This window comes from Cytobacillus sp. T106 (assembly GCF_040492155.1).
Classification (GTDB): domain Bacteria; phylum Bacillota; class Bacilli; order Bacillales; family Cytobacillaceae; genus Bacillus_AB; species Bacillus_AB infantis.
In genome coordinates this window covers 118,914-132,166 of record NZ_JBEUMK010000005.1, presented here as the reverse complement: position 1 = coordinate 132,166, position 13,253 = coordinate 118,914, and the positions used below count along the sequence as shown (strand labels likewise).

The 13,253-nt window shown below is 45.6% G+C and carries 13 protein-coding genes and 1 riboswitch; of the genes, 6 read left to right on the top strand and 7 right to left on the bottom strand.

Translation table 11 applies throughout. The features are described from left to right. The first annotated feature begins 188 nt into the window (after positions 1-188). Positions 189-1,049 carry a YihY/virulence factor BrkB family protein gene (locus ABU165_RS12175; protein WP_094768457.1) on the top strand — a complete coding sequence of 287 codons (861 nt, stop codon included), beginning with the start codon at positions 189-191 and terminating at the stop codon, positions 1,047-1,049. Positions 1,050-1,090: 41 nt separating this feature from the next. Here ABU165_RS12175 and ABU165_RS12170 read toward each other — a convergent pair whose 3' ends face one another. Further along, on the bottom strand, positions 1,091-1,405 hold the full coding sequence (locus ABU165_RS12170) for a DUF948 domain-containing protein (RefSeq protein WP_022543543.1): 315 nt from the start codon (positions 1,403-1,405) through the stop codon (positions 1,091-1,093). 199 nt (positions 1,406-1,604) lie between these two features. Beyond that, positions 1,605-1,706: riboswitch (purine riboswitch) on the top strand. Positions 1,707-1,841: 135 nt separating this feature from the next. Between ABU165_RS12170 and ABU165_RS12165 the strand changes: the two genes are divergently transcribed. Both ABU165_RS12165 and ABU165_RS12160 read left to right on the top strand, forming a co-directional pair. Next, positions 1,842-3,137 (top strand): NCS2 family permease, encoded by a 1,296-nt coding sequence (locus tag ABU165_RS12165; protein ID WP_318060190.1) that lies wholly within the window; start codon positions 1,842-1,844, stop codon positions 3,135-3,137. Positions 3,138-3,302: 165 nt separating this feature from the next. Then, positions 3,303-3,923 carry a nitroreductase family protein gene (locus tag ABU165_RS12160; RefSeq protein WP_009795107.1) on the top strand — a complete coding sequence of 207 codons (621 nt, stop codon included), beginning with the start codon at positions 3,303-3,305 and terminating at the stop codon, positions 3,921-3,923. Positions 3,924-3,966: 43 nt separating this feature from the next. Here ABU165_RS12160 and ABU165_RS12155 read toward each other — a convergent pair whose 3' ends face one another. The 3 genes from ABU165_RS12155 to ABU165_RS12145 form a co-directional block, all read right to left on the bottom strand. Then, positions 3,967-4,527: a helix-turn-helix domain-containing protein gene (locus ABU165_RS12155; protein ID WP_009795108.1), complete on the bottom strand. Its 561-nt coding sequence runs from the start codon at positions 4,525-4,527 to the stop codon at positions 3,967-3,969. 76 nt (positions 4,528-4,603) lie between these two features. Next, positions 4,604-5,347: an STAS domain-containing protein gene (locus ABU165_RS12150; RefSeq protein WP_318060192.1), complete on the bottom strand. Its 744-nt coding sequence runs from the start codon at positions 5,345-5,347 to the stop codon at positions 4,604-4,606. After that, a complete protein-coding gene (locus ABU165_RS12145) occupies positions 5,337-5,996 on the bottom strand; it encodes a cobalamin B12-binding domain-containing protein (protein WP_101551030.1) in 660 nt (219 codons plus the stop codon). The genes ABU165_RS12150 and ABU165_RS12145 overlap by 11 nt, the downstream gene beginning before the upstream one ends. Before the next feature lie 536 nt (positions 5,997-6,532). Between ABU165_RS12145 and ABU165_RS12140 the strand changes: the two genes are divergently transcribed. After that, complete coding sequence (locus ABU165_RS12140) at positions 6,533-7,234, top strand: response regulator transcription factor (RefSeq protein ID WP_009795111.1); 702 nt, start codon at positions 6,533-6,535, stop codon at positions 7,232-7,234. Further along, on the top strand, positions 7,224-8,624 hold the full coding sequence (locus ABU165_RS12135) for a sensor histidine kinase (protein ID WP_022543545.1): 1,401 nt from the start codon (positions 7,224-7,226) through the stop codon (positions 8,622-8,624). Before ABU165_RS12140 ends, ABU165_RS12135 begins: the two co-directional genes overlap by 11 nt. A gap of 872 nt (positions 8,625-9,496) precedes the next feature. On the opposite strand, the gene ABU165_RS12130 is transcribed toward ABU165_RS12135, so the two are convergent. The 3 genes from ABU165_RS12130 to ABU165_RS12120 form a co-directional block, all read right to left on the bottom strand. After that, positions 9,497-10,858 carry a hemolysin family protein gene (locus ABU165_RS12130; RefSeq protein WP_022543546.1) on the bottom strand — a complete coding sequence of 454 codons (1,362 nt, stop codon included), beginning with the start codon at positions 10,856-10,858 and terminating at the stop codon, positions 9,497-9,499. 60 nt (positions 10,859-10,918) lie between these two features. Beyond that, a complete protein-coding gene (locus tag ABU165_RS12125; RefSeq protein WP_083783130.1) occupies positions 10,919-11,320 on the bottom strand; it encodes a MerR family transcriptional regulator in 402 nt (133 codons plus the stop codon). Between the two features lie 490 nt (positions 11,321-11,810). Next, positions 11,811-11,978 (bottom strand): YwzD family small protein, encoded by a 168-nt coding sequence (locus ABU165_RS12120; RefSeq protein WP_022543547.1) that lies wholly within the window; start codon positions 11,976-11,978, stop codon positions 11,811-11,813. A 197-nt stretch (positions 11,979-12,175) separates the two neighbouring features. Between ABU165_RS12120 and ABU165_RS12115 the strand changes: the two genes are divergently transcribed. Further along, a complete protein-coding gene (locus tag ABU165_RS12115) occupies positions 12,176-13,213 on the top strand; it encodes an STAS domain-containing protein (protein WP_101551026.1) in 1,038 nt (345 codons plus the stop codon). Positions 13,214-13,253 lie beyond the last annotated feature (40 nt).

Genomic DNA, 13,253 nt, shown 5'->3' with positions numbered 1-13,253 from the left:
TGAGTATACTGCAGCTGCGCATGGCCTGCAGTTTTTTGCAGAGGGAGGCATAGCGGGGTTCCCTCCAGAGTATTTCTGGTAATACATTGGAATATAAAATAAGGCGGTTAGCGGCCGGCATTAGAGGGAAAAGGACAATAAATCATAATCCCCATTTAAGCGGGCTGGCAGGAGTTGATGAATCACAAATGAAAAAAATGATAGCGTATTTAAAAAAACTTGGAAAGGAAATAAAAGATGACAGGGCAACAGGACTCGCAGCTGAACAGGCATATTATTATATGCTCTCCATATTCCCGATCCTCATTCTGCTGCTGTCCATCGTTCCTTATCTGAATATTGATCCGCAAAAGGCCATTTCCTTTCTGCAGACCGTCATGCCTTCCGAAACCGCAGCTGTGTTTGAAGAAAATGTCGTGAACATAGTGACACAGCCAAGCGGCGGCCTGCTGACTTTCGGTATTATTGGTACATTATGGTCGGCATCCAACGGGATGCAGGCTTTCATACGGGCGATGAATCAGGCATTTGACGTCGAGGAGACCCGTTCCTTCATCAAGGCAAGACTCATTTCGATCGGCCTTACACTCGGCCTTATTTTTTCACTGATCGTTGCCTTGGTTCTCCCGGTATTCGGAAATGTAATTTTGGATCTTGTCCAATCTTTCATCAATATCCCGGATGAAATGCAAATCCTGTTTTCGGTTCTGAGATGGGTTGTCGCCATAATCGTCATAGCGGCTGTACTTTCTGTCCTCTACAAGCTGGCGCCGAATAAGCATTATCCTTTCAAGCATGTTATACCGGGGGCGATTGCAGCAACCGTCATCTGGCAGCTGATCTCCCTTGGACTTTCCATCTATATTGGCAATTTTGCCAATTACTCAGGTACTTATGGAAGCCTAGGGGGAGTCATCGTGCTTATGCTCTGGTTCTATCTGACGGGTCTTACCCTTGTGGTAGGCGGAGAAATCAATGCTATCTATCACCGGGAGCGCGTAAGCCCTACAGTACGGGCAAAGAAGAAGGCTGCCGCTTCCTTCAACTGAAGCATAAAAAAAGGAACCTTGGAGGTTCCTTTTTTTATGGATTAATTAAACTTGTTCACATAAGGGATGCGTTTCGTCCAAAGCTTTTTAAACAGCTTTGGAGTTTGTTTTGCCTGTACAACAACATGGTTGACTTTTTCCTTTTTCGCCTGGATATCCTGCTGAATTTCCTTTTGGTGAGCCGTGAGCTCAGTTGTCTGAGTTTTAATGTTCTCAGTCTGTTTCTGCAGCCTTGCAGCAGTCTCTGTCAGGTTTTGGATAGCGGGCTTGGAATCCTTATAAATTTTAAAGGCGCTGATGCCGAGATAAATAAGGGCTCCGGCAAAAATGGCTAAACTGATGTAGACGATGATCAAATTCTGCACCTTCCTTTCTTTATAAATTTAGTCCTTATCACTTTAATACCCATTCTGCTCCGGGTTTAACAGTGAATATGCACTGCCGTTCTGTAAAATTCAACCACGGGACGGTGCTGGCCCCGAAAACGATATCAGTAGTCTGAATTTATTTTTAAATTGACGCTTGCGGATTCTGCTTGTTAGAATGGCAACATTATATTCATAAAATATTTATTACTGTATATGTCCGGAAATAAGGTCTGGACGTTTCTACCAAGCTGCCGTAAATGGCTTGTCTACAGGTTAAGCTTTTCCCCGTATTCTTTTTTGGGGCTTCCTGTATATTTGCGCCGCGGCTTCGCTTGTAAAAGCGGGGCTTTTTTTGTTTCAGTTCTGGACAACAATAAGCCTAAAGAGAAACAACTTCAAAAATAATTCCTGCAGGAGGAGCCAAATGTCCAATTTCTTTCAATTCACTTCAAGAGGCACCACATATAGACAGGAGACGGTTGCCGGCATCACTACGTTCTTATCCATGGCTTATATCCTGATCGTCAATCCTATTATCCTGAGCCAATCCGGGATGGATAAAGGATCTGTTTTCACAGCTACAGCTCTTTCTGCCATCATTGGTTCGCTTTTGATCGGCCTGCTTGCCAATTATCCTATCGGGATAGCGCCAAGCATGGGGTTGAATTCGTTCTTTACTTTTTCTGTATGCATCGGGATGGGAATTCCTTGGCAGACAGCCTTGACAGGCGTATTTGTATCTGGTGTGCTGTTTGTTATCTTAAGTCTCCTGAAAATCCGCGAAAAAATCATTAATGTCATTCCAGGGGACCTGAAGCATGCCATTGCTGCGGGAATCGGCTTCTTCATCGCTTTTATCGGGCTGAAAAACGCCGGACTGATTGTGGGAAATGAAGCAACATTCGTATCGATCGGCAATCTGAAATCACCTGCTGTCCTTCTGGCAGTTTTCTGTTTCATCCTTACTGTTATCCTGCTTGTAAAGGGCATAAAAGGCGCAATCTTTTATGGAATGGTCGTTTCTGCTGCTGCGGGTATGATTTTTGGGGTGATTGAGTCCCCAACGCAAGTGGTTGGGCCTATCCCAAGCCTCGGACCGACCTTCGGGGAAGTGTTCTTGCATTTGGATCAGGTGTTTACGCCGGAAATGCTTGCCGTCATCTTCACATTCCTGTTCGTTGCTTTCTTTGATACCGCAGGAGCCCTGATTGCCATCGCGAGCCAGGCGGGACTGATGAAAAATAACGAAATCCCAAATGCCGGCCGGGCGCTTCTGGCTGATTCTGCTTCTACGGTTGTTGGTTCCGTCCTCGGAACTTCCACGACAGCATCCATGATTGAATCCAGTTCAGGTATTGCGGCTGGGGGCAGGACCGGATTCACTTCTGTCATCATTTCCGGGTGTTTTGCCATTGCTTTGTTCTTTTCGCCGCTGCTCGGTGTCATTACGGCTGAAGTAACCTCTCCGGCCCTTATCATTGTGGGGGCCCTTATGGCATCCGAAGTGCGGCTGATTGACTGGACCAGGCTTGAAATCGCCATACCTGCGTTTGTAACAATCCTTATGATGCCGCTCACCTTCAGTGTTGCAACAGGGATTGCATTAGGCTTCATATTATATCCGGCCGCCATGCTTGCCCTGAAAAAAGGAAAAGAAATCCACCCAATCATGTACGGGCTGTTCGTGGCCTTTCTGGCATATTTCGTCTATCTTGCCTGATGGGAATAGGGAGCATGCTGCCTGGATATAGTAAGGGGGCCGCTGTGAGCGGTCTCTATTGCTATATTTTGCCGCTGTCTGAAGTGGAGTTGCTTGACGGTAAATATTTTCTCATTATAATATCGAGGTTGTATGAACTCGATTCTTTTTTAGGAGTGGAACTTAATGGCACAGCAGACAGCAGATTTTTTTGAAATAGCAGCCGGGCGCAGGTCCGTTAAAAATTATGACCCAGAAAGCAAGCTTACGAAGGGTGAAGTGGAAGAGCTTATTGAATTGGCGGCAAAAGCGCCGTCAGCATGGAATCTGCAGCATTGGAAATTTCTTGTTTTTCATGGTGGGGAGGCACAGCAGCGCCTGCTGCCGATCGCTTACAACCAGCAGCAAATCGTGGAGGCCTCAGCTGTTTTTGCCGTGCTGGGGGATTTGGAGGCCAATAAAAACGCTGAACCGGTCTTCAGCCAGGATGTTTCTGACGGCCTTATGACGGAAGAAATCAAGCAGATTCTCATCAAGCAGGTTGAGGGAGCTTATAAAGATAAAAGTAAAGCCAGAGATGCAGCATTCAGCAATGCTTCACTGGCGGCCATGCAGCTGATGCTGGCAGCAAAAGCAAAGGGCCTGGATACGTGCCCGATCGGCGGCTTTAATGTGCAGGCATTTATTGAGGAGTTCAGTGTGTCAGACCGTTATGTCCCGATCATGCTGATCACTGTCGGAAAAGCAGCAAAGCCGGGACGGCCAACCAACCGTCTTGCCGTAGAACAAATATCAGAGTGGATTTAAGGGCCGCATGCAGAAGGACGACGCTTTTTGAGCATCGTCCTTTTTATGTATCGGCGTCTGTCGAGGAGATTCCTGTGGAGGCGGTGGCTGCACCGATAATTTTGCCTTCACCGTTCAGTAAAGGGCGGGCAAAAACGACATAGGTCAATTCTCCATCTGAGAGGGGAAATGTAATCTCCTCACGAAAACTCTTTCCGGTCTCAATCACTTTCTGCTTAAGCTGCATAAGCGCCCGGGTCCCGCTGTTGTCGGCCAGCTCATCATCGCGCATCCCAATCGACTCTTCTGAAGAAAAGTCAGCATGAGGATTGAATAGCCAGGTATATCTTAAATCAAGATCGCAGTGGGCGATGACCATGGGGGCCTGCTCCATAGCAAAACGGAAGGGACTCTCGTCTGCAAGAATGAAAGTGGAAGGGTGAAAGTCAAGGATGCCGGCTATTTTCTGTCTGATTTCTTCACTGGGATTTCTGTCGCCATTCTCAATCTGTGCATAGTACGCCCTGTCAATGAAGGATTTAGAAGCAATCTCCTCCTGTGTCATTCTTTTTCTTTTTCTCAGTGTAGTCAGCCATGTCCGGGCCTTTGATTTCTGCTTTTTCATAAGTTAACACACCATTTCCTAGGTTAGCAGTAATATTGAGAGGAGGGCTTCACTGAGGTCCTCCTCTAATTTTTCCTTATAATCCTTTTCTTATAGCTTTATGAAGACTATTGATATATTTGGCTTCAAGCCCAGGGAAATTATTGTGGATGAATTTTGCCTGCTCAGGGCTGATGCCTATCAGGACGGATTCTGCACCCAGCAGACTGAATTGGGAAAGGAGCTGCTGGAAAAGGATCAGTCCGTCACGCGAGATGCTGCCGACACCGTTGAAGTCAATTAAAATACGATTCACATTTGAATCATACAGCATGTCAAGCAGCCGATCTTTATTCTGGTTGATCAGCTGTTCCGAGAGCTCTCCAAAGAGCGGGATGAGCACAAGTTCGTCTGATATATGGATGAAAGGGCTGGAAAGCTCAAGCACCTTTCTGTATGATCTTTCAGCGCTTTCCTTGCTCTCAAGCAGGTCCAGGTTAGTTTCAGCAAGCCGCTGCCTGTGCTTCTCCACTTGGCCGGCAAGAATATTTATCTTATCATCTTCCTCAATCAGCAGAAGGTGGGCAGTATCCCCGTTCCAGCTGATATGCACTGTAACTAAAGCAAAAGGGGAAGAGTGGGTTTTCATATTCAGCTCTGTCCGCTTCTTCTTTTTATTCAGGAGGACATTCTTCGCTTTTTCTGCACTTTCATCATCAATCAGCTCCAGCAGATTTCCGGCAGGCAGAAACAAGCTGGCTGTCTCAGCAGAGCTTTCGAGTATATCAAGTTTTTCATTTATTTTAAAATAGGGCAGGGGCAATAGCTTATTATCTTGCATTCAATTCCTCTCCAAAAGGTAAAGTTGGAATCCACTGCTCAATGTCTATGAGCTCTTTCAACAGCGTTGTTTTGCTGGAGCAATGGCTGGTAAAATCGTAATATTTGAGCAGCCGGCCCCCGACAAATACCGCAGGCGAGTGCGTAAGGCTTTCAAGTTCTTTTACATAAAAGGAAAGCTTCTCGGCATGGTTGATCATGGTGAAGGACAGTCCTATTACATCAGGCTGCCACTCTTCTGCCGACTCTTTTCCTTTCTCTAAAGGAACGTTCGGGCCCAGCAGCTTTGTTTCCCATCCTTTTTCCTCAAAGATGATGGCTGCCATCTTCAAGCCAAGAAAGTGCTGTTCATTTTCAAGGCAGAAAAACATCGCTTTCCTTCCTTTTTTCGGATGGACTTCCCTGGAAACCTGATGCCTGTACCGCGAAAGCACAAAATCACATGTTGTGGTGGCTAAATGTTCATCGGCAACGGAGATTTCGTCATTCTGCCAAAGCTCGCCGACACGCTGCATGGATTTGGTAATCAGCTTTTCAAAAATTTCAAGTGTATTGGCTGAATGTTTGTGCTGGCCATATATAATCTCCCATGCTTCATCCTGGTCTCCTGACAGCAGGGCATCAGTAAGCTGTTTTGCGTATTGTTCCATTATGACCACCTTCTTCGATAAATATTGGTCGCGTGGCAAGGAAGTTCTGTCGGCTGTTCCTTCGCTGGTGCTCCTGTGCCAAATCTGTGGAAGGTGGGAGTTCAGCGTTGAAAATGTGTTAATATAATTATATTTTAAGGGCTTTATAAAGGAAACAAATAAAAGTATTGAAAGTCTGGGTTCTTAATGTTAATCAGTGTAACATATTTCTGTTCTTAATGCGGGATGCAGGATTTTACAGCAATACATTTATTTTATCTAATTGGCGAAGCTGGAAACAACTCTGATACATTCTCCAGGTGTGGCTCTCCTGCACCATAATGGAAGGCGAAAGATTCCACACGGGCTGAGGAATTGGATATGGAGAATTTTTTGGTTTAATATGAGTATAAAAGCCCGGAAGTACAGGGAGGATGTCCAGCATTGAAAGCATCCTGATTTCTATCGTTTTATCAGAGATTCGGCTGCAGTCTGTACTGATGTGCTGCAGAGTCTCATTATATTAACGGGCGGTTGTCCGGGGATGGTGTTTGAAGATGAAAATATTGGTAGTTGAAGATAATGAAAGTGTCTGCTCGATGCTTGAAATGTTTTTTATGAAAGAAGGCTATACAGGCAGGTTTGTCCACAGCGGCCAGGAGGGCTTTGATGCATTCAATAAAGAATCATGGGATCTTGTCATCGTCGATTGGATGCTGCCTGTCATGGATGGTGTTACACTCTGCCGGAAAATCAGGGAATTGAGCACAGTCCCCATTATCATGCTGACAGCGAAAGACAGTGAATCAGACCAGGTGCTCGGCCTTGAGATGGGAGCGGATGACTATGTGACAAAGCCATTCAGTCCGCTTGCCCTTATGGCCAGGATCAAGGCTGTTACAAGAAGATATCAGGCTGATTCCTCCAAGCAGGAAGAAGCAAACTATATCTCAAGCCAGTTTTTCAAAATCAGCAAGGATACGAGAGAAGTGCTCTACAAAGGCCAGCCTTTGAATAATCTTACGCCAAAGGAATTTGACCTGCTTTATTATTTTGTCAAAAACCCGCGGCAGGTTTTTTCCAGGGAGCAGCTCCTCGACCGGGTATGGGGATATCAATTTTATGGGGATGAAAGGACAGTCGATGTGCATATCAAGCGCCTGCGCAAAAAAATCGGCACCACATCCCAGCCGTTCATCCATACGGTATGGGGAATAGGCTATAAATTTGATGAATCGGAGGCCGCAGGTGAAAATTAAATATTTCTATCAGCTTCTGATCAGCCATATCAGCATCCTGATCATGGCTTTCCTGTTATTGAGCCTGCTTTTTACCCAGTTCGTCCAAAATTATGTTTTTCAAAACAAGACGGAGGAGCTGAATGCATATGGCGAACAGGTGCTGAAGGAGCTTTCTGTCAGGCCGGTGGGCAATGAGCGGTTTCTGGAAGAGTACAGTCAGCTGCTGAGGGCGCGCAATATCAATTATTATCTATTTGATGCAAATTACGGTGTCATCTATCCCCAGACGAGGGGGCTCAGTTTATTATTCACAGAAGAGGAGCGGCAAAGGCTTGCCGGCGGTCATTCAATCTCAATCAAGCATGACATCAAACGGTTTGAGCAGGAAGTGACCCTTGTAGCTATACCATATATGCATGACGGCAGAATGACAGGGGGGATTCTCCTCATGTCGCCGATTAGCGGTGCACTCCAGATGGCCAGCCAGCTGAATAAATTCCTGCTGTATACCATTGTCATCAGTCTGACCGCGACAATCCTCCTCAGCTGGGTGCTGTCCAAAAATCTTCTCAAACGCATTAAAGAATTGAGGAACGCGACCTCGATGATTTCCAAGGGGGACTATAATGTTAATATCAAAAACACCCAGTTTGATGAAATAGGGGAGCTTGCAGAAGATTTCAACCATATGGCCGCAAAGCTCAGATCATCCAATGAAGAAATCGAACGGCTTGAAAACAGGCGGAGAACGTTCATTGCAGATGTATCACATGAAATGCGGACGCCTCTCACGACCATCAGCGGCATGGCAGAAGGCCTGAAGAACAATCTCATACCTGAGCAGGAAAAGCAAAAGGGCATGGATTTGATTGACCGTGAAGCGAGAAGGCTGATCAGGCTTGTGAATGAGAATCTTGATTATGAGAAGATCCGCTCCAACCAGATCAAGCTGGACATCGGCAATATCCAGGTACTGGATCTGTTTGAAGTAGTCAAGGAGCAGCTTGATATCCAGGCTGAAGAAAAAGGGATTGAAATCGTGCTTGATGCAGATGAGGAGCTATATGTAAAAGCAGATTATGATCGCATCATCCAAATCATCATCAACATTGTCAAGAACAGCATCCAATTCACCGATGGGGGAACTGTATGGCTGAGAGGGCGGAAAGGGAATGAAGAAACTGTCATTGAGATAGAAGACACTGGGATCGGCATCGATCCAGGGGAAATTGAATCGATCTGGCACCGCTTCTATAAAGCCGATCTGTCAAGGACAAGCAGCACCTTCGGAGAATTCGGGATCGGCCTTTCCATCGTCAAACAGCTCGTCCAGCTTCATAATGGGGAAATTGAGGTAGAAAGCGAAAGAAATCAAGGGACACTCTTTAGGATCAGTTTTCCGAAATGAAGTGGTGTGACGTTGACTCCGCGAAGGGTGATAGTGGGCATATTTTGCTGCGGCTTGCATCCGGGAGTCCGGCTGGGGAACAGGAACAGTCGAAGGGAAGCTAAGTCATGCATCCGAGAGACCAGCTGGGATACATGACAAGTTGAAAAAAAGCCCAGTCATGTGCGAGAGCCCGTCTGGGATACATGAGTGGTCGAAAAAAAGCCCAGTCATGTATGCGAAAGTCCAGCTGGGATACATGACCAGCCGGAAAAAAGCCCAGTTATGTATGCGGGAGCCCGTCTGGGGTACATGACAAGTTGAAAAAAAGCCCAGTCATGTATGCGAGAGACCAGCTGGGATACATGACCAGCCGGAAAAAAGCCCAGTCATGTATGCGAGAGACCAGCTGGGATACATGATCAGCCGGAAAAAAGCCCAGTTATGTATGCGGGAGCCCGTCTGGGATACATGAGTGGTCGAAAAAAAGCCCAGTCGTGTATGCGAGAGTCCAGCTGGGATACATGATTAGCCGGAAAAAAGCCCAGTTATGTATGCGGGAGCCCGTCTGGGATACATGAGTGGTCGAAAAAAAGCCCAGTCATGTATGCGAGAGCCCGTCTGGGGTACATGACAAGTTTAAAAAAAGCCCAGTCATGTATGTGAGAGTCCAGCTGGGATACATGATCAGCCATAAAAACCCCAGTCATGTATGTGAAAGACCAGCTGGGATACATGAACAGCCGAAAAAAAGCCTGGGTCATGATCGAGAGACCGGTGGGATACATACCCAGGCAAAAGAAAAGCCAGCTGTGCTCACGTGACCAGCCTTTTTCACAATTTCCCAATAAACCAAACAAAAAACCTTTCCCGCATTGGGAAAGGTTTTTTTTCTAGGAAAGGACCTCCGACTTAGCCAGCATAATCTGCTCAGTCTGCTGTTCGACCGGCTCAGCCTGTTCCTGGAGTTTCTTTACTTCGATATACTTGATATGATGTTCTTCCATTTCAAGGATGGTGAAGTCATAGGAGTCAAAATGGATCGTATCGCCCTGCTTCGCTTCATAGTTCTCTGTCAGGATCCATCCGCCCATTGTGTCCACATCTTCATCATTAATTTCTAGTCCAAGGAGATCGTTCACTTCACTCACAAGAACTTTGGAATCAAAGATGAAATGCCCTTCATCCATTTTCCGGACCATGGGGACCTCATCATTGTCAAATTCATCGCGGATGTCGCCGACGATTTCTTCTATTATATCTTCGACGGTCACGAGGCCTGAAGTCCCGCCGTATTCATCCATCAGTATGGCCATATGGATCCGGTCTTTCTGCATTTTCACCAGAAGGTCATGAATCGGAATCGTATCGATGACCCGGATAATCGGCCGTGTATATGCTTCAAGCGTCTTGGAGGTTATTTCCCGGTCTTTGATGAAGTCAGTGATGATTTCCTTTATGTTGACCATCCCGATAATATGGTCTTTATCTCCATCGATAATCGGATACCTTGTGAACTTTTCGTCATGGACGAGCTGCAGGAAGGTTTCGAGCGTATCATCCTTGGCAAGCGAAACGATTTCCGTCCGCGGGACCATGATTTCCTTGGCAATCCTGTTATCAAACTCGAATATCTTGTTTACATACTTAAACTCAGACTGGTTGATTTCACCACTTTTATAGCTTTCGGATAAAATGATGCGCAGCTCCTCTTCAGAATGTGCCAGGTCATGCTCGGAAGCCGGCTTTAATCCAAAGAAGCCAGTGATTAAGCGTGCAGAGCCATTCAGCGCCCAGATGAAAGGGTACATGATTCTGTAGAAACCGATCAGCGGACGGGAAAATGCAAGCGTAATCCATTCAGCTTTTTGAATAGCGAGAGTCTTTGGCGCAAGTTCCCCGATCACTACGTGGAGGAACGTGATGAAGCCAAAAGCAATAGAAAAAGAAAGTATATGTGATACAGATTCCGGGATGCTGAGGTTCGTCAGCACCGGCCTTAAAATATGCTCGACTGTTGGTTCCCCGAGCCACCCAATTCCCAGCGCGGTCACGGTAATGCCAAGCTGGCAGGCGGACAGATAGCCATCCAGGTTTGTAATCACTTTCTTTGCAGCAAGTGCAGAACTGCTGCCTTCTTCTATAAGCTGGTCAATCCTTGAGCTTCTCACCCTGATGATCGCAAATTCCGAAGCGACAAAAAATGCCGTAAAAGCAATTAAAATGGCTATAATAACCAAGTTTAATATGTCCAATAAGTTTCCTTATCCCGCGTGAACGAGTAAGGAGTCACCTCCTGATAATACAAAAATATTTTAGCTTGTTAAGGTTTTAAGAGACTGGATCAAAGCCAACCCTTCCGTACTCAGCTTTTTGGAGATGTTGTTTTTTTCTTCCCCGTCCAGCTTTTGAATGAGCGGAAGGAGGGAGGAAATCTCTGTATGAAGGTGCCTTATCTGCTGTGTAACATCAAGAATCTGCTTCTCGACGGTCCCTGATGCCGCTTTCCCATCTTTCTTCAATTCCAGCTTTCTCTTAATCTCTTCAAGCGGGATGTGCAGTTTTTTGCATTCTTCAATGAATGTAAGGTCAAGGAGCACATCTTCAGAATAAAGCCTGTAATTCGATTTCGATCTTTCAGCCTTTATCAGGCCCAATGCAGTATAATAGTCAATCGTTCTTTTTGATACATTTGCAATCGCTGCTAGTTCACCAATGCGATAGAATGCCCCATCTTATCACCTCGGTATCAGATTTAAATTCTTCATTATGATGGTTTGGCTGTTCAAAAAACAAGATGTATATTTTCATAAAATTAACCATAATTATACGGTAACTTAAACCGTACAGTCAAACGTTGCGGTTGAAATGGAGTGATTACTCTTATTTTATGAGAATATATACAGCTTATGAACAATTATGAATCAATTTATCGGAAAATACAAAAAATTACACCGTAAATTCTCCGGTTTTTTTGTTCCAAAGGCTCGTTGGTCTTCTGTGCTGATTCGGGCCCATTCAGCGGCAGTTCTTAAAAAGAAGGACATCCTGGGAAGCCGCTTGTCTTGTATCAAAGTGAGTATATTCCTAATAAAATCCCGGCTTTATGGCAAAGCCTTTTGCAGAGGGATAAACCATGTGGAAGAGCTTGAAATTTCCAATGAAAAAACAGGCTGCGGATGTTTCCGGCAGCCTGTCCTCCATGATCTATTTTTGCTGGCGCTGAATGACCGGCTGCAGCTGGATCCTCAAGTCTGCCAGCAGGTCGTTCACTGTCAGCTCAGCCTCGCTTTGGCCTTTATCAAAGGCATGCTTAAGCACATCGGCAAAGCCGGGTAATTCTTCCTGTATCATCCGGAGATTTTTATCATTCATTATTTTCATGCACCTTTTCTATGGATTTCTCTTTTATTTCCCGCCTGCAGCAAAGGTTAAACTGCTATTCCCTGCAGAAAATTAGACATCGTCCCATTTAAAGTATAAATTTATAGTATAGGAAATGGCAGAAACCAGGATAGTAAGAAATAATCTCTGACTATTCTTGATATGTATTAAAGATAAGGGGTAGAGCAATGAAGTTAAATGAACTGCCGGACAGCAAACCTTCTATTAATGTACATGGCCTCGATTTCCAGTGGGATTTCAATAATGGCCAGTTCATCTTTGAAGGGGAAGACGCCGTATTATTTTGGATCAATTCAGCGATGAAGACTTTCTTTGACACCATTGAGGAAATTTCCGGTGAAGAAGCAGCCAGCGTGGTGCTGGAGACAACAGGCTACCGGATGGGACAGGTGGTCGGAGAGTATTTCGAAAAACTTAAAACTGTATCTGTTGAAGATGCAACAAAGCTGATTCCCAACACCTACGCGTCTGCTGGCTGGGGAAAAACCGTTGTAACAGAGCTTGATGAAGAGGCAAAAACAGTTACGGTGCAATTGCAGGATACGTGGGAACATAAAATCAATCTTGCCCAAAATAAAAAAACGGGCGGAACCTTCCTGCCTGCCCATTATGCCGGGATTTTTACCGGGCTGTTTGGGGAGAATATCTGGTATGAAGTAGCAGCCAGCCAGATAGAAGGCCATGACTATACCGAAGTCAAGTATTTTCCTTCTGATGTAACGGTGTCCCACAACATCCATGAGCTTTCCAGAAGGAAAGAGTCCGAGCAAATACGGAGTCTTGAGGAACTTGTCGCAGAACAGACGATGGAGCTGCATGACCTGGTCAGGCAGCTGTCTTCCCCAATCATTCCGGTTTTGGAAGGCATTGTGGTTGTACCGCTGATCGGAAAATATGATGAGAGCCGTTCAGAAGATCTGCTGACAAAGACCTTGAACAACTTGCCTAAATACCAGGCTAAATATCTTGTCCTCGATCTGACCGGACTTGATAATGATATCAGCAATTTTACAGGTGATTTCATTCATAAGCTTGGATCTGCCGCATCACTCATCGGCACAGATACCATCCTTGTCGGCATATCAGCTGAACTGGGAGTGGCCATCACTCAGTCCGGCATCAAGCTTTCGAAATATGATTGCTTCCAGACCCTTCAGCACGGCATCTATTTTGCGCTGTCCCAGATAGGCCGGAGGATTATTTGATAATGGAAAAAGCCAGCATTGCTGGCTTTTTGTTTTGCCG